The organism is Serratia sp. MMO-28 (assembly GCF_037199905.1).
Taxonomy (GTDB): Bacteria; Pseudomonadota; Gammaproteobacteria; order Enterobacterales; family Enterobacteriaceae; genus Chania; species Chania oryzae.
In genome coordinates this window covers 62,036-83,544 of the sequence record NZ_JBBCVB010000025.1, presented here as the reverse complement: position 1 = coordinate 83,544, position 21,509 = coordinate 62,036, and the positions used below count along the sequence as shown (strand labels likewise).

Below are 21,509 nucleotides of genomic sequence, written 5' to 3'. Positions count from 1 at the left end.
CGCCCCCAAATTCCTGCCAGGGGAGGAGGCGATTTTTCCTTCATTCAGCAAACTGAGCACTACCCTAGGATAAAAAACGCTTCCTGCCATGAGTAAGGAGAGCCATGAAACGCCTGACAATTCCTCTGTTAATACTGTTTTCACCCGCAGCCTTAGCCACCTGGACGCTGCAAAGCTTCCCTGCCTTCAACGAATCTTCCAGCGGGCTGTTTATCAGCCAGGCAACGCTGCCAAAAGGGCAACTGCCGTTGCAACTTTACCAGGATAAACAGTGCTGGCAGCCGGCCGAGGCGATAAAGCTCAATCAGCCCCTGTCGCTGCAACCCTGCGCGGATACCCCACCGGCCAACTGGCGGCTATTTCGCAACGGCGAATATCTGGTGAGTATTGATACCCGCAGCGGCACCCCAACGTTGCAGCTCAGCCTGAAAGCCGAGCCGGAAAACAGCGTCGCCACGATGGCTCACACCTGCCAACGCTGGGACGGCAAACCGGTTACCATCGCCGTTAACGGCACCTTTGCCGAAGGCGAAATGGTGCGCGATTTCTACTCTGGCCAAACCGCGAAAGTCTCTTTGGGCAAGGTCACGCTGCAACCGGTGGCCAACAGCGGCGGTATGTTGCTGCTGGAATCTGCCGCCACGCAGCAGCAGGCCGCCTTCAACTGGCACAATGCCACGGTCTATTTTGTGCTAACCGATCGCTTTGCAAACGGCAACCCCGCTAACGATCACAGCTATGGCCGCCGCAGCGACGGTATGCAGGAGATCGGTACCTTTCACGGTGGCGATCTCGCTGGGCTGACGCAAAAGTTAGACTATCTGCAACAGCTCGGCGTCAATGCGCTGTGGATCAGCTCACCGCTGGAACAAATCCACGGCTGGGTTGGCGGCGGCACCAAAGGCGATTTCCCGCATTATGCCTACCACGGTTACTACCATCAGGATTGGACCAGGCTCGATGCCAATATGGGCACCGAACAGGATCTGCGCAACCTGGTAGAACAGGCGCATCAGCGCGGCATCCGTATTCTGTTTGACGTGGTGGTCAATCACGTCGGCTATGCCACATTGACCGATATGCAACAGTTTCAGTTCGGTTCGCTGTACCTGAAAGACGGCGAGCTCGAAAAAACCTTGGGCAAAAACTGGGGCGATTGGCAGCCGGGGCCGGGCCAGAGTTGGCACAGTTTTAACGACTACATTAATTTCAGTGATAAAGCAGGCTGGAGCCAATGGTGGGGCAAAAATTGGATCCGCACCGATATCGGTGACTACGATTCACCGGGCTTTAACGATCTGACCATGTCGCTGGCGTTCCTGCCGGATATCAAAACCGAAGCGCCCGGTGCCAGCGGCCTGCCGCTGTTTTACCGCCATAAGCCGGACACCGCCGCGCGCGAAATCCCCGGAGCTACCACCCGCGACTATCTGACCATCTGGCTCAGCCAGTGGGTTCGTGATTACGGCATTGATGGTTTCCGCGTCGACACCGCCAAACACGTCGAAAAACCCACGCTAGCGTTGCTGAAACAGCGCGCCGCCACCGCGCTGGCAGAGTGGAAGGCGGCCAATCCTAAACAGGCGCTGGACGACGCGCCGTTCTGGATGACCGGCGAAGCCTGGGGCCATGGCGTGATGGAGAGTGATTATTACCAGAACGGCTTCGATGCGATGATCAACTTTGATTTTCAGGATCAGGCCGCTCAGGCGTTAGGCTGCTTCTCTAACATCGACACTACCTACCAGCAAATGGCCGACAAGCTGCAAAGCTTCAACGTGCTGAGCTATCTCTCTTCACACGATACGCGCCTGTTCTTCACCCACGACGCCAAAGGCTCACTGCCGCTGCAGCAACGGGCGGCAGACCTGCTGTTGCTGGCTCCGGGGGCGGTGCAGATTTATTACGGTGATGAAAGCGGCCGGCCGTTCGGGCCAACGGGCTCCGATCCGCTGCAGGGCACGCGCTCCGACATGAACTGGGATGAACTGAAAGCAGCCAAAGCACCGCTGCTGGCACACTGGCAGGTGCTGGGCCAGTTCCGCGCGCGCCACCCGGCGATCGGTTCTGGCACGCAACAGTCGCAGCAAACGCCAAGCTACTATGCCTTCAGCCGTCAGCATGATGGCGACAAGGTGATGGTGGTGTGGGCTGGCGATCGGTCACAATAATTCAGCAGGTTGTGCTAGCAAAAACCCGCTGGGCGATATCTCTCCCCAGCGGGGGAAATATCGCCGCATTGCACCGGAATTTGTCTGGCGTTATGGTGGTGGTTTACCTGCTGATAACAATACTGTTGCGCCTATACCAAAAATACTTGGAGTTGCAGGTAGGCGGCAACAGAGCGAATCCCGATGAGCTTACTAAAGTAAGTGATTCGGGTGAGCGAGGGCAGCCAACACCCCTGCGGCTTCAAGTATGAATGGTATATGACTTTTTCACTTTTCGGCGACAAATTTACCCGTTACGCGGGCATTACCCGCTTGATGGACGATATGAACGATGGCCTGCGCACTCCTGGCGCTATCATGCTCGGCGGCGGTAACCCGGCGCATATCCCAGAGATGGAAAGCTACTTCAAGCAACTGTGCCAAGAGATGCTCGATCAGGGCAAACTCACCGAAGCACTGTGCAACTACGATGGCCCACAGGGTAAAGACACCCTGCTGAAAGCGCTGGCCACGTTGTTACAGGAAGAGCTGGGCTGGCAGATCGAACCACAGAATATTGCACTGACCAACGGCAGCCAAAGCGCGTTTTTCTACTTGTTCAACCTGTTCGCTGGCCGCTATGCCGACGGCAGCCGCCGACGCGTGCTGTTCCCACTGGCGCCAGAGTACATCGGCTATGCCGATTCCGGGCTGGACGACGGGCTGTTTGTCTCTGCCAAACCGAACATCGAGCTGCTGCCAGACGGCCAGTTCAAATACCACGTCGATTTTGAACATCTGAACATCGGCGACGACATCGGTATGATCTGCGTTTCACGCCCGACCAACCCGACCGGCAACGTGATCACCGACGAAGAGCTGATGAAGCTCGATCTGCTGGCGCAGCAGCGGGATATCCCACTGGTGATCGACAACGCCTACGGCGTGCCGTTCCCCGGCATCATCTTCAGCGAAGCCACGCCGCTGTGGAACCCGAATATCATTCTGTGCATGAGCTTGTCCAAACTCGGCCTGCCGGGATCACGCTGCGGTATCGTGATTGCCGATGAGAAAATCATCACGGCGCTCACTAATATGAACGGCATTATCAGCCTGTCACCGGGTAGCATCGGCCCAGCAGTGGCAACGGAGATGATTGAGCGCGGCGATCTGCTGCGTTTGTCCAATGAGGTGATCCGCCCGTTCTACAAGCAACGCGTCGAACAGACCATTGGCATTTTGCGCCGTTATCTGTCGCCGGAGCGTTGCCTGATCCACAAGCCGGAAGGGGCGATTTTCCTCTGGCTCTGGTTCAAAGATCTGCCGATCAGCACCGAACTGCTGTACCAACGCCTGAAAAAACGCGGCGTGCTGATGGTGCCGGGCCACTACTTTTTCCCAGGTTTGGAACATGATTGGCCGCATACCCACCAGTGTATGCGCATGAACTATGTGCCGGATCCGCAGCAGATTGAGCGTGGTGTGAAAATCTTGGCGGAAGAGATCGAGCGGGCACACCAGGAAGCGGGTTAAGTCAGCGGGGGCTCTGCCAGCAGAGCCCCCGATCTCACTACATCGTCCAGAACAGCACCGCCAACAGCTGCGGTGACATGATGCGCAGGAACATCGCCAGCGGATACACCGTGGCGTAAGACAGTGCCGCAGCCCCACAGGTTGGATGCAGGCCGTTGGCAAAGGCCAGCGCAGGAGGATCGGTCATCGAACCGGCCAGCATGCCGGAGAGCGTCAGGTAGTTCATCTTGCCTACCACCCGGGCCAAAACCCCCACGGTGATCAGCGGAATAGAGGTGATCAGCACACCGTATCCCACCCAGGCCATCCCTTCGCCGTGCAGCAAGGTATCGATAAAGTTACCGCCCGACTTCAGGCCGACCACCGCCAAAAACAGCACGATCCCCAGCTCACGCAGCGCCAGGTTGGCACTCGGCGGCATAAACCAGTACAGCTTGCCGATGCTGCCGATACGCCCGAGGATCAGCGCCACCACCAGCGGGCCACCGGCCAGCCCCAGGCGTAACGCCGCCGGGAAACCGGGAATAAACAGCGGAATCGAGCCCAACAGCACCCCCAGGCCGATACCGATAAACACCGGCAGCATCTGCACCTGTTGCAGCTTCTGCTTGGCGTTCCCGACGATCGCCGCCACGGCTTCGATCGCCTCTGGCCGCCCGACCAGGTTGAGAATATCGCCGAACTGCAGCGTGACATTGCTGCCTGCCACCAGTTCTACCCCAGAACGATTGAGGCGCGAAATCACCACGTCGTATTTCTGTTTCAGATTCAGATCGCGGATTTTTTTACCCAGCACCTTTTCGTTGGTGACCACCGCACGCACCACCTGCAGCGCCGTTCCCTGAGTGGAGAGTGACACATCCACCTCCTCGCCAATCACCAACCGGGCGTTTTCCAGCTGTTCACGCTTGCCCACCAGATGCAGGAAATCCCCCAATTCCAGCTTCTCTTGCGGGGCAGGCACCATCAGCAAGTCACCGCGTTTGAGGCGCGAGCAGATAATGTCGTCACTGTTGAGCAGCGGTACGTTTTTGATCGCCATGCCATGCAGGTTAGGGTTGCGCACCGCCACGTTCATGGTCTGCAGCAGTTCGCTATTGCCCAGGCTACTTTCAAATTCCCGCGCTTCCTTATCAATATTGATGCGAAAGAACAGGCGGATTAGCCACATCACCAGCAAAATGCCGCAGATACCGAACGGATAGGCCATCGCATACCCCATCCCCATGCGATTAACCAAATCCGGATCGGAACCCAGATCGGTGAGGATTTGCTGCCCAGCCCCCAGCGCCGGGGTGTTGGTCACCGCACCGGAAAACACGCCAAGAATGATCGGCAGCGGCACGGCAAACAGCTTATGCACAATCGCGGCCACCACGCCGCCCACCAGCACCAGCAAAATGGCAAAGCCGTTCAGCCGCAAGCCGGAAACGCGCAGGGACGAGAAGAAACCAGGTCCAACCTGAATACCGATGGTGTAAACAAACAGGATCAGGCCGAATTCCTGAATAAAGTGCAGCATGTCGCCGTTAAGGCTGATCTGATAAGTCTGAGCGAAATGCCCGACGATAATACCGCCGAACAGCACCCCACCAATCCCCAACCCGACGCCGTACACTTTCCAGTTTCCGATCCACAATCCGAGAATAGCCACCAACGCCAACATGCTGACGGTCAGGGCAATATCACTCATAGGTCACATCCTTACCACAAGTTTAACAATCGGTATGCGGTTATCCCCGTCGCATTTCAAGCTGCAGCGTTGTTACCTGCGCTTACTCACCCCTGTCACTTACCTCAGTAAGCTACAGGGGATAAGTAAGCTTGTTGCCTAGCTGCAACGTGAAATTCATAGGGCATAAATACCTGCAATTAATAAGGATTCTGACATAAGGTGAAGGGGGGGAATGTGGGTTGTGCCACAGAATGCAACGGGGGAAGCCCGAATGGACTTCCCCCGTGCGTTTTTCTTTTTTTTCAGCCGGTTATTTCGCTTCTAACCCCGGCGTGCTGCCGATGCTGATACGCTGTGGCTGCAAGGCTTCTGGCACATACCGCACCAGATCGATATGCAGCAGGCCATTTTCAAATTTGGCTTCAGCGACCTGCAGGTGTTCTGCCAGGGTAAAGGTCAGGGTGAACTCTTTAAACACCAAGCCCTGATGCAGGTATTCCACCTGTTTTTCCTGCGGTGCCGGGTTGCCGCGCACGGTGAGGCGCGGGCCTTCTACTTCAATATCCAGTTCACTTTGTTTGAACCCAGCCAGTGCCAGAGAAATGCGATAGTGGTTATCGTCACTTTTCTCAATATTATAGGGTGGAAATCCTTGTGGTTCCTGGCCGCCCATTGAGCTGGCGAGTTTGTCAAAACCGATCCATTGACGCAGAAGCGGGGATAAATCGTAATTACGCATAGTATTTACTCCTTCCAAGAAGCGAGATGATATTGCTTTGCTCCCTAACGGCGAGCAAATATAAAAGTTATTTAATTTCGATCCGGCGCGGTTTTAATGTTTCCGGCACGATGCGTTGCATATCGATATACAGCAAACCGTTTTCCAATTTGGCGCCTTTAATTTGGATATGTTCGGCCAACTGGAATTTTCGCTCAAAATTACGCTCGGCAATGCCCTGGTATAAATAGGTTCTCTCCGCAGGCTCATTATTGTGAGCCCCACGGACAATCAGCAGATTGTCGTGTGTGGTAATCTCCAATTCATGCTCGGCAAATCCGGCAACGGCGATCGCGATGCGATAGTGGTTTTCGTCCACTAATTCAACATTATAGGGAGGGTAGCCACCGTTGCCCTGGCTTTGATTCGCCTCAAGCGCGTTGAACAGGCGATCGAAACCAATTGCAGAACGGTATAACGGGGAAAGATCGAAATTGCGCATAAACAGCCTCCTAAGGCACTTCAGCGAGGTTATTCATAAGTCCTCCACCATGGACAGACTCAATTTTGTTTCTGGCCTAAACTCCCTGACGGCAAGTTCTTAATTTGGCCTCGATAAGAAAATGGGGTTGGTTTTCTTCATTTCAACCGTCAACGATCAAAAAATTGTTCATCAGAAACGACGACGGAGGGTTTATCACATACACTATAGGTTGCCGCCAAGTGATAAGCTGGTAAATCAGGACGCTTGTGCAGCCGATAACGCTGTAGCTTTGATGGATGAAGCAAATTTAAGGGAAACCATACCCTTCTGGATGGATTAATGAAACCTCTGAAAGTGATAGCGACCAGTTGCATGTTGTTGACCACCTGCGGCTGCTCCAGCGTGATGAGCCACACCGGTGCCGATCAGGGATATTATGCCGGCACGCGCGCTAACGTCGATATGATGAAAAAAGATGACACCAGTTGGGCGATGATACCGCTACTGGCGATCGACCTGCCCTTATCGGCAGCCATGGATACCCTGTTATTACCTTACGACTACCTGCGTTCAGACAGCGATAAAAAAGCAAAGTCACCCAAGGCGCGGGTCCAACAGGCTGAAGAGCAAAATCAGGCCACCAGCGGCAATCCTGATCAAGGAATGAGTAAACCCTAGCCGGGTGTGGGCCCGCCTTGGCCCGCACCGCTTCGTCTAAAGCTCTAGACTGTCACAGTAAAAATCTGGCTGAAACCCTCCACCTCACGCATAAATGCCACCTGCTTGCCGTCGGGTGAAAACACCACGGCATCCCCAAGCGGCGGTTGCGGCGTGCGTGGCGTCAAGCGCTGCATTTTACCGCTGCTCACGTCGCACAGCATCAGGCTATTATCGCACACCAACGCAATCGCCCCCCCTTGCGGGTGCCAACTGAACGCCGACTGGATACTGTGCACCCCTTCCGTCACCTGGCGTGGCTGACCGCCGTTGGGCGAAATGGTCCACAGTTGCACCACACCGCGATCGTCGCGCATCAAAAAGGCGATGTCACTGCCGTCTGGGGAACTGCGCAGCCAGTGGCGCGGCGTTGTCGCTACCCCAGGATAGCGACGTTGGCCGGTAAACGTCAGCCGCCGCTGCTGCACTCCGAGCGGTGGCGCAGGCAATGTGCTGTCGGTGCCTTGCAGCGGCAAGCGACCGGCTTTGGCGTAGTCGGCATCGTTTTCAGGCAGATCGACCACAAACACTTCGGGCAGTTTTTCCCCCTGCGCGGAAAGCGTGTCGCCAATAAACGCCAATGCCCAACGCTGGCGGCTGCCGTCGGCTTTCAGATACCCATGCTGCCCAATCCAGCCCTCTTCATACGCACGGTTGATCTGATCGCTGCCCGGCTGCGGAGTGGGCGTGGTCGAACTGACCAGCACGCAATAGTGGCTACCGTCGTACTCGCGCGGGTGCTGCTTGGGCGGATTCACGCCATGCAACGGCACCGCGACGCCAACGTTGCGCAAATCCAACGCTGGATCGCGTTCATGCATCACATGATCGTTATAGGTAAAGCTCAGGCGGCTGCCGTCTGGGCTGAACACATGCACATGGGTGCCGCCGCGCAGGGCTCCGGGCGTATAAGGGGCGGTAATATCCATCGCATCCAGGGTGATCGCCAGTTCACGATCCGGCTCGCAGACAATCACGCCGCGGCGATGATGAAAATCATAGTGCCAATGGCTATCCGGGTGTTCTGGCCCATGAATAAACGCATAGCGAGCTGGTGCATCCGGGCTGACGGTGACCACGCCCACATGCGCCCCGTGCTGTGCCCGATACACTACTTCAATCTCGCCACTCACTGCGTTCACGCGCTCAATGGTTAACCCGGTGAAAGAGGCGCCGTTCGGACGCACATCGTAGGCCAGCCACTGGCTGCATGGCGTCCAGACGTTAATGTTGGTTAACTGATGATTGCGCGGAGCAAACGTCAATTGTTGTTCCCGGTGGCTCATGGTGGCTCCTGTTGCGATACGGCATATGCCATTTAACGTGTTGCTTTTAATTCTGAGCAAACAGAAATAAGGTTTACAGATAGAGTAAAAATACATGATCCTCAACCTTGGCCGCAGCAGAGTTTACAACTACCTGAAAAATTTAAAGGAATCGGTATGAATAGCTTGTTTGATGAAATTGTCTCGGCGCACCAGCAGTTACGCCCGCAGGTTCGCGTCACGCCTTTGGAACGCAGCGTGCTGCTTTCACAGCAACTGGGCTGTGAACTGTACCTGAAATGCGATCATCTGCAGCATACCGGTTCGTTCAAATTTCGCGGGGCCAGTAACAAACTGCGCCTGTTGAGCGATGAGCAGCGCCAGCAAGGCGTCATCGCGGCGTCTACCGGCAACCATGGCCAGGCGGTTGCGCTAGCCAGTCAACTGATGGGGGTTAACGCTACCGTGTATGCACCTGCAACCGCTGCCGCCATCAAGCTGGAAACCATTCGCGCCCTCGGGGGCCAGGTGGAACTGATAGCGGGGGATGCACTAAATGCCGAACTCGCCGGCGAGCAAGCCGCCCGCGAGCAGCATAAAACCTACATTTCCCCTTACAACGATCTGCAGGTCGTGGCAGGTCAAGGCACCTGCGGCATGGAAATGGTAGAGCAACAGCCCGATCTGGATGCAGTGTTCATCGCCGTCGGTGGCGGCGGGTATATTGCCGGAATTGGCACCGTTATGAAGCAATTGTCGCCGAAAACGCAAGTTATTGCCTGTTGGCCAGAGAACGCCACCAGCATGTACAGCGCGCTGGAAGCCGGACATATCCACCCGGTAGAAGAGCAGGAGACGCTGTCCGACGGCACCGCTGGCGGCGTTGAGCCGGGTGCGATCACGTTCCCGCTGTGCCAGCAGGTAATCGACCGCAAAGTGCTGGTCAGCGAACAGGAAATCAAGCAGGCGATGCGCATGATTGCCGCCAGCGATCGTTGGATCATTGAAGGTGCTGCCGGTGTGGCCTTGGCCGCGGCCTGTAAACTGGCCCCGGAGTTTCAGGGGAAAAAAGTGGCCGTGGTGCTGTGCGGTAAAAACATCGTGCTGGAGAAATACCTGAAGGCCGTTAGCACAGAAAATCAGCAATAATTGCACTGTTCAGTGGGAGATGATAGCCCCTCCCCCAGCGGGAGAGCGCGCTAACGGCAAGTTGCTGTGGCTAGCTATTAAACATCTAGCACAAACTTCTCGATCGCGCGCGCTACGCCGTCTTCGGTGTTGGTGGTAGTCACAAACTGTGCGATCTCCTGCAGTTCAGGAATGGCATTGCCCATCGCCACGCCAACCCCGGCATAGGCGATCATCGCAGTATCATTGCCCTGATCGCCCAGCGCCATCACGTTTTGCTGTTTGATGCCAAGATGATCGGCCAGCATTTTCACCCCGGCACCTTTATCCACCCGCTTGTGCAGGATCTCCAGATAATAAGGGGCACTCTTCATAATGGTGTAATTCTCCAGCGCAGCGGTTGGCAAGCAGGCAATGGCACGGTCCAGCAACGCCGGTTCGTCAATCATCATCACTTTTGGGAAGCGGATAGTGCGATCCATCTCTTCCACGCTGCGGTATTTCAACGGGATGCCGGTCATTGAGGCTTCGTGAACGGTATACTTACCGATATCTCGGTTAGGCGTGTACAGCGTATCAAAGTCAAACGCCTGGAAATGAACGCCAAACTCGCGCGCCAGCTGCTCAAAATAGAGATAATCCTCAAAATCGAGCGTTTCCTGCAGAATGCAGGCACCATCCGCCGCTTGTAGCACCAAGGCACCGTTATAGGTAATACAGAAATCACCACTGCCCTGAATATCTAACTGACGCAGATAGTCTTGCACGCCCACATAGGGCCGCCCGGTGGCTAACACCACATGCACTCCTTGGCTGCGTGCGGCGCTAATTGCCTGCTTTACCGCGGGCGTAATCTGGTGCTGCGGATTAAGCAGAGTACCATCCATATCAATTGCAATCAGTTCAATAGCCATTAAAGCCTCTCCCAGTGGTTTTTCCTTATGCTAACGCGTTTCAGCTTGCCATATCAGGGCTAAAAACGGCATAAAAAAATCCGCGCGAGTTGCCCGGCGCAGATTTTTAATCACTCATTAACGCGTTAGATATCGATATTCGCCGCTTTCAGGGCGTTTTCTTCGATAAAGGCACGGCGTGGTTCAACCGCATCACCCATCAGGGTGGTGAACAGTTGGTCAGCCGCGATAGCATCTTTCACGGTCACACGCAGCATACGGCGCTGCTCGGGATCCATGGTGGTTTCCCACAGTTGATCTGGGTTCATTTCACCCAAACCTTTATAACGCTGCACCGACAGACCACGGCGCGACTCTTTCACCAGCCATTCCAGCGCCTGTTCGAAGCTGTCAACCGGCTGGCGGCGTTCGCCACGTTCGATATAAGCATCTTCCTCGAGCAGGCCACGCAGTTTTTCACCCAGCGCACAGAGCTTGCGATATTCACCACCGTGGATGAAATCGAAGTCCAGATCGTAATCGGTATCCACGCCGTGGGTACGAATACGCAGCACCGGTTCAAAGATCTGACGTTCGAGGTTTTCATTAATCACGAAGTCGTAGCTGCTGCCATGCTGTTCGTTATCGTTCAGCAATTTCACCAGTGACTCGATCCACGCCTGCACTTTGGCGCGATCGCCGAGATCGCCACCGTGCAGAGTTGGCTGGTAGATCAGGTTATTCAGCAACGCACGCGGGTAGCGACGTTCCATACGGCCGATCAGCTTCTGCACGCTGTAGTGCTCAGCCACCAGTTTTTCCAGTGGTTCACCGGCCAAAGCCGGGGCAACCGCATTGGTATGCAGCGTCGCACCGTCGAGCGCAATGGCGATCTGGTACTGGTCCATCGCTTCGTCGTCTTTGATGTACTGCTCTTGCTTGCCTTTTTTCACCTTATACAACGGTGGCTGGGCAATAAACACGTGACCACGTTCGATGATTTCCGGCATCTGACGATAGAAGAAGGTCAACAACAGCGTACGAATGTGCGAGCCGTCGACGTCGGCATCGGTCATGATTATGATGCTGTGATAGCGCAGCTTGTCCGGGTTGTATTCGTCACGGCCAATGCCGCAGCCCAGCGCGGTGATAAGCGTAGCCACTTCCTGTGAAGACAGCATCTTGTCGAAGCGGGCTTTCTCAACGTTGAGGATTTTACCCTTCAGCGGCAGAATCGCCTGGTTCTTACGGTTACGCCCCTGTTTTGCCGAGCCGCCCGCCGAGTCCCCTTCCACCAGGTACAGTTCAGACAGCGCCGGGTCACGCTCCTGGCAGTCCGCCAGCTTGCCCGGCAGGCCGGCCAGATCCAGCGCACCTTTACGGCGGGTCATCTCACGCGCTTTACGCGCCGCTTCACGGGCACGGGCTGCATCAATGATCTTACCGACCACGATTTTGGCATCTGCTGGGTTTTCCATCAGATAATCCACCAGCTTCTCGTTCATCAGCGACTCAACCGCCGTTTTCACTTCGGAAGACACCAGTTTGTCTTTGGTCTGTGAAGAGAACTTCGGATCCGGCACTTTCACCGACACCACGGCAATCAGGCCTTCACGCGCATCATCACCGGTTGCGCTGATCTTGGACTTTTTGCTGTAGCCTTCTTTATCCATGTAGTTGTTCAGGGTACGGGTCATCGCAGCACGGAAACCGGCTAAGTGAGTCCCCCCGTCACGCTGGGGAATGTTGTTGGTGAAGCAGTAGATGTTTTCCTGGAAACCATCGTTCCACTGCAGCGCGATTTCCACACCGATGTCGTCTTTCACGGTGGAGAAATAGAACACCGTTGGGTGGATCGGCGTTTTGTTCTTGTTCAGGTATTCGACAAAGGCTCTGATACCCCCTTCGTAATGGAAGTGGTCTTCTTTGCCGTCGCGCTTGTCTTTCAGGCGAATAGAAACGCCAGAGTTCAGGAACGACAGTTCACGCAGGCGCCGGGCCAGGATGTCGTATTCAAACTCGATGTTATTGGTAAAGGTCTGGTAGCTCGGCCAGAAACGCACGGAGGTGCCGGTTTTCTCGGTGTCACCAACGACTTTCAACGGGCCCTGTGGCTCGCCGTGGCTGTATGTCTGCTCATGCACCTTGCCTTCACGACGGATCACCAGCTCCAGCTTCTCGGACAAGGCGTTAACCACCGAGACGCCCACGCCATGCAGGCCGCCGGAAACTTTATAGGAGTTGTCGTCAAATTTACCGCCAGCGTGCAACACGGTCATGATGACCTGCGCCGCAGACACCCCTTCCTCTTCGTGAATACCGGTGGGGATACCACGGCCATCATCCTGTACGGAGACAGAGTTATCGGCGTGGATGGTCACCTGAATGTCGCTACAGTGGCCAGCGAGTGCTTCGTCGATAGCGTTGTCCACAACCTCGAACACCATATGGTGCAGACCGGTGCCGTCATCAGTATCGCCGATATACATGCCTGGGCGCTTACGCACCGCGTCCAGCCCTTTTAATACCTTGATACTTGAGGAGTCATAAGAATTCGACATCAACGTTTCTCGCTCATTTTAGTCCTGTGGTTGAACCTCTATTTTACCCTGTTCCACGCGGAACATCTTGCCCTTTTCACCCATCATGTCGGTTACTTGTTCAGCGCTGACGGCGCTGACAAAAACCTGAGCCTGGGTGGCTTTCAGGCGATCGGCCAGCAACCGGCGACGGCCGGTGTCCAGCTCGGAGGCAAAATCATCAATCAGATACAGGCAACGCCGCCCGCTCTGGCGGGTGAGAAACTCACCCTGCGCCAAGCGCAATGCGCACATCAGCAGCTTAAGCTGACCGCGCGATAACATATCCTCTACCGGCGTGCCTTCGGCACGAATACGGAAGTCCGCCTTGTGCGGCCCCAGCGCGGTATAGGTTAACGCCCTGTCGCGCTCAAACTGGCGCTCCAGCAGCTCTCCGTAGTCGCTCTCTTTGTCCCAGCCGCGCTGGAAAGAGAAACTCAGGGCAAATTCGGGCAAAAACTGCGCGCAGGTCGCGGTGATATCCGCGGCAATTGCGTCACTGTAGGATGCCCGCCACTCGCTGATGCGTTCGGCCAACGGGATCAGTTCCTGATCCCAGGCACGAATCTGCGCATAGCGGCTGACCTGGCGCAGCGCGGCATTGCGCTGCTTCAGTAACCTTTTCAGGTTGCTCCAGGCGGTGAAAAAACCGGGTTCATTGTGAAAACAACCCCAGTCCAGGAAAGCGCGCCGATATTTTGGCCCGCCGTTTAGCAGAGTAAAACCTTCAGGAGTGATCAACTGCATGGGCAATAGCTGGGCCAGTTCAGCCACTTTGTGGCCATCGCTGCCATCAATACGCACTTTGCTGTCACCCTGACGGCTCTTGCTTAATCCTACCGACAACTCGCGCTCTGTGCCTTCGATGATCCGGCCATGCAGCACAAATTCCGCCTGATCGTGGCGGATCACCCGCCCGGCCTGCAAGCTGCGAAATGCACGACCATGGCCGAGCGTATACACCGCCTCCAACACGCTGGTCTTGCCACTGCCGTTGGGCCCCACCAGGAAGTTAAATCCCGAGGCGGGTGCCAGATCGGCAGCTTCAATGTTACGGAAATCTTTAATCAGTAAGCGCGTTAATGCCATGCTGCAGTTATCTTAATCATCACACAATCCAGGGCGTTATCGTCGCAGGCCATTTGCGTGCGGCACAGCCACCGGAGCGTACACAAAGTACGTGAGGATGGCGAGCACTGCCCAAGCGCAAACGGGCAAGTAGGATAGCCCGATAATTTCTACAGACGCATTGGCATGACGACATAGGCTGCGGACTTACTGGCACCGTCTTCGATCTGCACGCTGGAGACCGAATCGGTCAGCAACAGACGCACATCTTCACACTTGAGCGCATTCAGCACATCCAGCACGTAGCTGACGTTGAAACCAATCTCCATCTCGGTGCCGTCATAGCTGACATCGAGGATCTCTTCCGCCTCTTCCTGCTCAGGGTTGTTGGCGGTGATCTTGAGCTGGTTCTGGCTGACGTATAAACGCACACCGCGGAACTTCTCGTTCGACAGAATGGCCGCACGGGCAAACGCCTGCTTGAGCAGGTCGCAGCCCGCTTCCAGCGTTTTGTCCGGGTTCTTCGGCAATACGCGGCGATAATCCGGGAAACGGCCATCAACCAGCTTGGAAGTGAAGATAAAATCCCCCACGTGAGCGCGAATGTTGTTGCTGCCAATCTGCACCCGCAGCAGCGTATCGCCGCCGTCCAGCAGACGCACCAGCTCCATCACCCCTTTACGCGGCACGATCACCGAATGGGTCGGCAACGGCTGACCAATCGGCATTGAACACACCGCCAGGCGGTGGCCGTCGGTCGCTACGGTGCGCAGATCTTCCCCTTCGGTTTCAAACAGCATACCGTTCAGGTAGTAACGCACGTCCTGATGCGCCATCGAAAACTGAGTGGCTTCGATCAGGCGTTTCAGCGTCGCCTGCGACAGGGTGAATTCGACTTCGCTCTGCCAGTCATCCAGGTTCGGGAAATCCGCCGCAGGCAGAGTAGACAACGAGAAGCGGCTGCGGCCAGAACGCACCAGCATCCGCTCGCCGTCAAGCTGCACGGTAATCTCGGCACCTTCCGGCAGGCCACGGCAGATATCAAAAAATTTACGCGCGGGGACGGTGGTCGCACCCGCCTCATGGGGCTGAGACAGGGCAACGCGCGCCACCATCTCCATCTCCAGATCGGTGCCTGTCAGCAACAGGGAACCTTCCGTTACCTGCAACAGCAGGTTACCCAGAATCGGCAGCGTCGGGCGGCCGCCCAGTGGGCTGCTCACCTGTTGCAGCGGTTTTAGCAGATGCTCACGTTCAACGATAAATTTCATAGGCGCTATGACGACAATGTTCTGATTAAATTGGAGAAATCTTCTTTGATGTCGTGACTTTCCTCACGCAGCTGCTCAATCTTGCGGCAGGCGTGCAACACCGTGGTATGGTCGCGGCCACCAAACGCATCGCCGATTTCTGGCAGGCTGTGGTTGGTGAGCTCTTTTGCCAATGCCATCGCCATTTGGCGCGGGCGGGCAACCGAGCGCGAACGCCGTTTGGACAGCAAGTCCGCGATTTTGATTTTATAGTACTCCGCCACCGTCTTCTGAATGTTGTCGATGGTGACCAGCTTTTCCTGCAGTGCCAGCAGATCGCGCAGCGCTTCACGCACAAAGTCGATGGTAATGGCACGGCCGGTAAAATTTGCGTTGGCGATCACCCGGTTCAGCGCCCCTTCGAGCTCGCGCACGTTGGAACGCAGACGCTTGGCGATAAAAAACGCCACTTCGCCCGGCAGACGGATATCGTTCTCGTCGGCCTTTTTCATCAGGATCGCCACGCGGGTTTCCAGCTCCGGCGGCTCGATCGCCACCGTCAGGCCCCAACCGAAGCGGGATTTCAGACGATCCTCGACGCCGTTGATCTCTTTTGGATAACGATCCGAGGTCAGGATGATCTGTTGATTGCCTTCGAGCAAGGCATTAAAGGTATGGAAAAACTCTTCCTGCGAGCGCTCTTTGTTGGCAAAAAACTGGATGTCATCGATCAGCAGCGCATCAACCGAGCGGTAGTAACGCTTGAACTCTTCAATCGCGTTGTTCTGCAAAGCCTTGACCATGTCCTGCACAAAGCGCTCCGAGTGCATATAAACCACTTTGGCATTGGCTTTGCGCGCCATGATGCCGTTGCCGACCGCATGCAACAGGTGGGTTTTACCCAGGCCGGTGCCACCATAAAGGAACAGTGGGTTATACGCTCCCCCCGGGTTATCCGCCACCTGACGGGCGGCAGCGCGCGCCAGCTGGTTGGACTTACCCTCAACGAAGTTATCGAAGGTGTGCTTAGGATTAACGTTGGAACGGTATGACAGCTCAGGAGGCGGTGCCGCGTTGTCCCAGCTCGGGCGCGACGGTGCAGCCCGCACCACCGGGGCCACGGGCACACTGCTGACGCTGGCCGTAACGGCTTGATTAACCGTTTGTGTCAGCGGCTTACTGCCCACTTCAAAACGCAGCAACGGCGCATCCGTGCCGCAGAAATCGTTTAACAGACCATTGATATTGTTTAAGTATTTATCGCGAACCCAATCCAGCACAAAACGATTGGGCGCATACAGCGCCAGGGTATTGTCACTCAGTTCCGCCTGCAATGGGCGTATCCACATACTAAATTCTGTGGCAGGTAACTCATCCTGCAATCGGGCAAGACACTGCTGCCAAAGCGAAAGTGACACGGCGGACTCCACTCGAACAAGATCAATAAAAAGAAAAGAATCAGGCTACTTTTTTATAACTCATGATTTTTTGACACACGCCCGGCATCGGCCGAAAACCTGTGGGGCATGCGAACCGCCTTTCACGGTTTATGTCCCTGACGATCCCTCATTTGGGATCGCGATCGGAATGAAGGATCATAACGCAATACGCGCAAGAGATCCTCCCCTTCATCACAGATTAGATCCATTTTATCCACAGCCATTGATGAGTGGCTATATTTTGACCGGTTATATCCTAACGCCGATGGAATCTGAACCTGTAGCACGCGCTTTTTATGGCATAAACACGTTATACCCTGTTATCCACGCAGGATCCTGGCGTTAAACTCGCAGGATCTCACCGGGATCCTTGCGATTTCACCCCGAGTCCGTATAATCTTCGCCCTACGTGTGATACCTGGTTCCTCAACGGTGGGTCGTTTGCCAGACAGGATTCTGCGGTGACCACGGGCTGAAGGCGGGATGTTATTCCGTATTTGGCAAGCAACCAGGTAAGGCTATGCCCAGCAGATCTCAAGGTGCAGGAAGACTGCGGCTCGAAATATGCAGGCTTGATGCGTGATGCGAATTGACTCAGGACTGTACAATTATTACAATCCCGCCTCTTTATATGCGATTGAGGTGTCGGTAGTCTTCACGCCGAGTAGCCAAACGCATTTGACTTCTCAGTAATTCATTTAAGTTTAGGTAGAAATCGCTATGAAACGCACTTTCCAACCGTCCGTACTGAAGCGTAACCGTAGCCACGGTTTCCGTGCTCGTATGGCCACCAAAAATGGTCGTCAAGTTCTGGCCCGCCGTCGTGCGAAAGGCCGTACTCGTCTGACTGTTTCTAAGTAATAAAAGCTAACCCGCTGAGTGGTTAAGCTCGCTTTTCCCAGGGAGTTACGTTTGTTAACTCCCACTCATTTCACTTTCGTCTTCCAGCAGCCACAACGGGCTGGCACGCCGCAAATCACCATCCTCGGCCGCCAAAACCTGCTGGGGCATCCCCGCATCGGTCTTACCGTCGCCAAAAAACACGTCAAACGCGCGCATGAACGCAACCGGATCAAACGCCTCACCCGCGAAAGCTTCCGCTTACGTCAGCACGAGTTACCGGCGATGGACTTTGTCGTGGTGGCGAAGAAAGGGATAGCGGATCTGGATAACCGCGCGCTGACGGAAGCTTTGGAAAAATTATGGCGTCGCCACTGTCGCCAGGCTCCCGCATCCTGATCGGGCTGGTACGAGCGTATCAGCTCGCGATCAGTCCGCTGCTTGGGCCCCGTTGTCGCTTCCAGCCGACATGCTCTCATTACGCAATTGAGGCATTAAGCAGGTTTGGCATGTTAAAAGGCAGTTGGTTAACACTGAAACGCGTATTAAAATGCCACCCCTTGAACCCAGGTGGCGATGATCCCGTGCCGCCGAAAACCGACGATAACAGAGAACACTAACGATGGATTCGCAACGCAATCTTTTCCTCATCGCTCTGCTGTTCGTGTCTTTCATGATCTGGCAGGCTTGGCAAACGGACAACGCTCCGCAACCAGCCGCTCAGACCACGCAACAGACTGCGAACACTGCTACCGGTGATGCTGCCAGCCAGGCTTTGCCAGCCAGTGGTCAGGGTAAACTGATTACTGTTACCACTGACGTACTGTCGCTGACCATCAACACCCGTGGTGGTGATATCGAACAGGCTAAACTGTTGGCCTACCCGGACTCTTTGGGTTCATCGACTCCATTCCAGTTGCTGGAAACCACACCGGCGTTTGTCTACCAGGCACAAAGCGGCCTGACGGGCAGAAACGGCCCGGATAACCCAGCCAACGGCGAGCGCCCCCTGTTTGAGGCCACGCAAGATACCTTCACACTGGCAGATGGCCAGGATGAACTGCGTATTCCGCTGACCTTTACCGGCAAAGACGGTTCAGTGTTCACCAAGACGTTCGTTCTTAAGCGTAACCACTACGGCGTCGGCGTTGATTACACCATCGTCAACAAAAGTGATGCCCCTCTGGAGCTGACGCTGTTTGGCCAACTCAAGCAAAGCACCGAGTTGCCAAAACACCGTGATACCGGCAGCAATAACTTTGCGCTGCACACTTTCCGTGGCGCGGCTTACTCTTCCAGTGACAATAAATACCAGAAGTATGCGTTCGATAAGGACGAGAACCTGGATATCACCACGCAGGGCGGCTGGGTTGCCATGCTGCAGCAGTATTTTGCGACCGCGTGGGTGCCACAGACTCAGGGTAAAAACACCTTCTATACGGCCAAACCTGGCGATAACCTGTCTGCGATCGGCTTTAAGTCGACCCCGGTGGTGGTGCAACCGGGTGCGCAGCAGCAACTGAATGCCACCCTGTGGGTTGGCCCTGAGCTGCAGGATAAGATGGCCGAGCTGGCACCGCATCTCGATCTGACCGTGGATTACGGCTGGCTGTGGTTTATTTCCCAGCCGCTGTTCAAACTGCTGAAGTTTATCCATGGCTTTATCGGTAACTGGGGCTTCTCGATCATCATCATCACCTTCATCGTGCGCGGCATCATGTACCCGCTGACCAAAGCGCAGTACACCTCGATGGCCAAAATGCGCTTGCTGCAGCCAAAACTGCAGGCGATGCGCGAGCGTATCGGTGACGACAAGCAGCGCATGAGCCAAGAAATGATGGCGCTGTACAAGGCAGAGAAAGTGAACCCGCTGGGTGGCTGCCTGCCGTTGATCATCCAGATGCCAATCTTCCTGGCGTTGTACTACATGCTGATGAGCTCGGTGGAACTGCGTCATGCGCCGTTCATCCTGTGGATCCACGATCTGTCAGCGCAGGACCCGTACTACATCCTGCCGATCCTGATGGGTGTGACCATGTACTTCATCCAGAAGATGTCACCGACCACCGTGACCGATCCGATGCAGCAGAAGATCATGACCTTCATGCCAGTGATTTTCACCGTGTTCTTCCTGTGGTTCCCGTCTGGTCTGGTGCTGTACTATATCGTCAGTAACCTGGTGACTATCCTCCAGCAGCAGATTATTTATCGCGGGTTGGAAAAGCGTGGCTTGCACAGCCGCGACAAGAAGAAGTCCTAAGCGTAGCCAAGGGGTTGCAGTTTGTGCCCCTTCTGCGAAACTCAAAGGCGGTCATGCGACCGCCTTTTTGCATATTGTCAGAGAGATAACCTGTTATGAGCACCACCGATACTATCGCTGCCCTTGCCACCCCGCCGGGACGCGGCGGCGTCGGCATTCTGCGCATTTCTGGCCGCAACGCGAAGGATGTCGCCCAGGCGTTGCTCGGCAAACTGCCAAAGCCACGCTACGCTGATTACCTGCCATTCCGCGATGCCGCTGGCGCAACGCTCGATCAGGGTATCGCCTTATGGTTCCCCGGCCCAAACTCTTTCACCGGTGAAGACGTGCTGGAACTGCAGGGCCACGGTGGGCCGGTGATCCTCGATCTGCTGCTCAAACGCGTGCTGGCACTGCCCGGTGTGCGCATTGCGCGGCCAGGTGAATTCTCTGAACGTGCGTTTCTCAACGATAAGCTGGACCTGGCACAGGCTGAAGCAATTGCCGATCTGATCGATGCCAGTTCCGAACAGGCGGCTCGTTCGGCCATGAATTCGCTGCAGGGGGCGTTTTCCACCCGCATTCACCAACTGGTGGAAGCACTTACTCACCTGCGCATCTATGTAGAAGCGGCAATCGATTTTCCTGATGAAGAGATCGACTTCCTTTCCGACGGCAAAATCGAAGCGCAGCTTAACGGCGTGATGGCCGATCTGAACAACGTGCGTACCGAAGCACGCCAGGGCAGCCTGCTGCGCGAAGGGATGAAAGTGGTGATTGCCGGGCGGCCCAACGCCGGGAAATCCAGCCTGCTCAATGAACTGGCCGGGCGTGAAGCGGCGATCGTTACCGACATCGCGGGCACCACGCGTGACGTACTGCGTGAGCATATTCATATCGACGGCATGCCGCTGCACATTATTGACACCGCAGGCCTGCGCGAAGCCAGCGATGAAGTGGAGCGCATCGGCATCGAGCGTGCGTGGAATGAGATCGAACAGGCAGACCGCGTGCTGTTTATGGTTGATGGGACCACCACCGCCGCAACCGAGCCCAGCGAAATCTGGCCAGAGTTTATGGCCCGCCTGCCCAGTAATCTGCCCATCACCGTGGTGCGTAACAAGGCCGACATCACGGGTGAAACCCTGGGTATTAGCGAAGTGAATGGCCACTCACTTATTCGCCTCTCGGCACGCACCGGTGACGGGATCGATCTGCTGCGCGATCACCTGAAACAAAGCATGGGCTTTACCAGCAATATGGAGGGGGGCTTCCTGGCTCGCCGCCGCCATCTGCAAGCCTTAGAACTGGCCGCCCAGCATCTGGTACAGGGCAAAGAACAGTTAGTAAGCGCTTACGCGGGGGAGCTGTTGGCCGAAGAATTACGCTTGGCGCAACAGGCGCTGAGCGAGATCACTGGCGAATTCACCTCCGACGATCTATTAGGACGTATTTTCTCCAGCTTCTGTATCGGAAAATAAAGTCAGGTTTGTCGATGGTAACAATTAGGTGGTCAATAACCGTTGGCCAC

Annotated in this window: 18 protein-coding genes; 9 read left to right on the top strand and 9 right to left on the bottom strand. The window is 55.5% G+C overall.

The features are described from left to right. The first annotated feature begins 104 nt into the window (after positions 1-104). Both WG891_RS20330 and WG891_RS20325 read left to right on the top strand, forming a co-directional pair. The gene (locus WG891_RS20330; protein WP_337264266.1) at positions 105-2,171 is read left to right on the top strand and encodes an alpha-amylase; all 2,067 of its coding nucleotides are present in this window, start codon (positions 105-107) and stop codon (positions 2,169-2,171) included. 258 nt (positions 2,172-2,429) lie between these two features. Further along, complete coding sequence (locus WG891_RS20325) at positions 2,430-3,683, top strand: valine--pyruvate transaminase (RefSeq protein WP_337264265.1); 1,254 nt, start codon at positions 2,430-2,432, stop codon at positions 3,681-3,683. Between the two features lie 37 nt (positions 3,684-3,720). Here the strand turns inward: WG891_RS20325 and WG891_RS20320 are convergent, their stop codons facing one another. The 3 genes from WG891_RS20320 to ibpA form a co-directional block, all read right to left on the bottom strand. Then, positions 3,721-5,376: a putative transporter gene (locus tag WG891_RS20320; protein WP_337264264.1), complete on the bottom strand. Its 1,656-nt coding sequence runs from the start codon at positions 5,374-5,376 to the stop codon at positions 3,721-3,723. 292 nt (positions 5,377-5,668) lie between these two features. Then, positions 5,669-6,097, bottom strand: a complete 429-nt coding sequence (gene ibpB, locus WG891_RS20315) for a small heat shock chaperone IbpB (protein WP_337264263.1) — start codon at positions 6,095-6,097, stop codon at positions 5,669-5,671. Between the two features lie 67 nt (positions 6,098-6,164). Further along, positions 6,165-6,578, bottom strand: coding sequence for a small heat shock chaperone IbpA (gene ibpA, locus WG891_RS20310; RefSeq protein WP_337264262.1), 414 nt, complete (start codon positions 6,576-6,578; stop codon positions 6,165-6,167). Positions 6,579-6,899: 321 nt separating this feature from the next. Between ibpA and WG891_RS20305 the strand changes: the two genes are divergently transcribed. Next, positions 6,900-7,238 carry a YceK/YidQ family lipoprotein gene (locus WG891_RS20305; RefSeq protein WP_076943826.1) on the top strand — a complete coding sequence of 113 codons (339 nt, stop codon included), beginning with the start codon at positions 6,900-6,902 and terminating at the stop codon, positions 7,236-7,238. 44 nt (positions 7,239-7,282) lie between these two features. Here the strand turns inward: WG891_RS20305 and WG891_RS20300 are convergent, their stop codons facing one another. After that, a complete protein-coding gene (locus WG891_RS20300) occupies positions 7,283-8,563 on the bottom strand; it encodes a DUF3748 domain-containing protein (RefSeq protein WP_337264261.1) in 1,281 nt (426 codons plus the stop codon). Between the two features lie 156 nt (positions 8,564-8,719). Here WG891_RS20300 and WG891_RS20295 point away from each other — a divergent pair, with 156 nt between their 5' ends. Beyond that, positions 8,720-9,691, top strand: coding sequence for a threonine/serine dehydratase (locus tag WG891_RS20295; RefSeq protein ID WP_337264260.1), 972 nt, complete (start codon positions 8,720-8,722; stop codon positions 9,689-9,691). Between the two features lie 77 nt (positions 9,692-9,768). On the opposite strand, the gene yidA is transcribed toward WG891_RS20295, so the two are convergent. The 5 genes from yidA to dnaA form a co-directional block, all read right to left on the bottom strand. Next, positions 9,769-10,584, bottom strand: a complete 816-nt coding sequence (gene yidA / locus WG891_RS20290) for a sugar-phosphatase (RefSeq protein WP_337264259.1) — start codon at positions 10,582-10,584, stop codon at positions 9,769-9,771. 125 nt (positions 10,585-10,709) lie between these two features. After that, complete coding sequence (gene gyrB / locus WG891_RS20285; RefSeq protein WP_156293474.1) at positions 10,710-13,124, bottom strand: DNA topoisomerase (ATP-hydrolyzing) subunit B; 2,415 nt, start codon at positions 13,122-13,124, stop codon at positions 10,710-10,712. An 18-nt stretch (positions 13,125-13,142) separates the two neighbouring features. Then, the gene (gene recF, locus WG891_RS20280) at positions 13,143-14,231 is read right to left on the bottom strand and encodes a DNA replication/repair protein RecF (RefSeq protein ID WP_076943834.1); all 1,089 of its coding nucleotides are present in this window, start codon (positions 14,229-14,231) and stop codon (positions 13,143-13,145) included. 149 nt (positions 14,232-14,380) lie between these two features. Continuing rightward, a complete protein-coding gene (gene dnaN / locus WG891_RS20275; protein ID WP_337264258.1) occupies positions 14,381-15,481 on the bottom strand; it encodes a DNA polymerase III subunit beta in 1,101 nt (366 codons plus the stop codon). 5 nt (positions 15,482-15,486) lie between these two features. Then, on the bottom strand, positions 15,487-16,878 hold the full coding sequence (dnaA, locus tag WG891_RS20270) for a chromosomal replication initiator protein DnaA (protein WP_337264257.1): 1,392 nt from the start codon (positions 16,876-16,878) through the stop codon (positions 15,487-15,489). A gap of 741 nt (positions 16,879-17,619) precedes the next feature. On the opposite strand from dnaA, the gene rpmH reads away from it, so the two are divergent. The 5 genes from rpmH to mnmE all read left to right on the top strand — a co-directional run bounded on the left by rpmH (position 17,620) and on the right by mnmE (position 21,459). Continuing rightward, entirely contained in the window at positions 17,620-17,760 is a 141-nt protein-coding gene (rpmH, locus tag WG891_RS20265) for a 50S ribosomal protein L34 (RefSeq protein ID WP_004093983.1), read from the top strand. Positions 17,761-17,778: 18 nt separating this feature from the next. Continuing rightward, entirely contained in the window at positions 17,779-18,138 is a 360-nt protein-coding gene (gene rnpA, locus WG891_RS20260) for a ribonuclease P protein component (protein WP_337264256.1), read from the top strand. After that, positions 18,102-18,359 (top strand): membrane protein insertion efficiency factor YidD, encoded by a 258-nt coding sequence (gene yidD / locus WG891_RS20255; RefSeq protein WP_076943838.1) that lies wholly within the window; start codon positions 18,102-18,104, stop codon positions 18,357-18,359. Before rnpA ends, yidD begins: the two co-directional genes overlap by 37 nt. Positions 18,360-18,361: 2 nt before the next feature. Beyond that, positions 18,362-19,999, top strand: a complete 1,638-nt coding sequence (gene yidC, locus WG891_RS20250; RefSeq protein WP_337264255.1) for a membrane protein insertase YidC — start codon at positions 18,362-18,364, stop codon at positions 19,997-19,999. Between the two features lie 95 nt (positions 20,000-20,094). Further along, positions 20,095-21,459: a tRNA uridine-5-carboxymethylaminomethyl(34) synthesis GTPase MnmE gene (gene mnmE, locus WG891_RS20245; protein ID WP_337264254.1), complete on the top strand. Its 1,365-nt coding sequence runs from the start codon at positions 20,095-20,097 to the stop codon at positions 21,457-21,459. Positions 21,460-21,509: the final 50 nt, after the last annotated feature.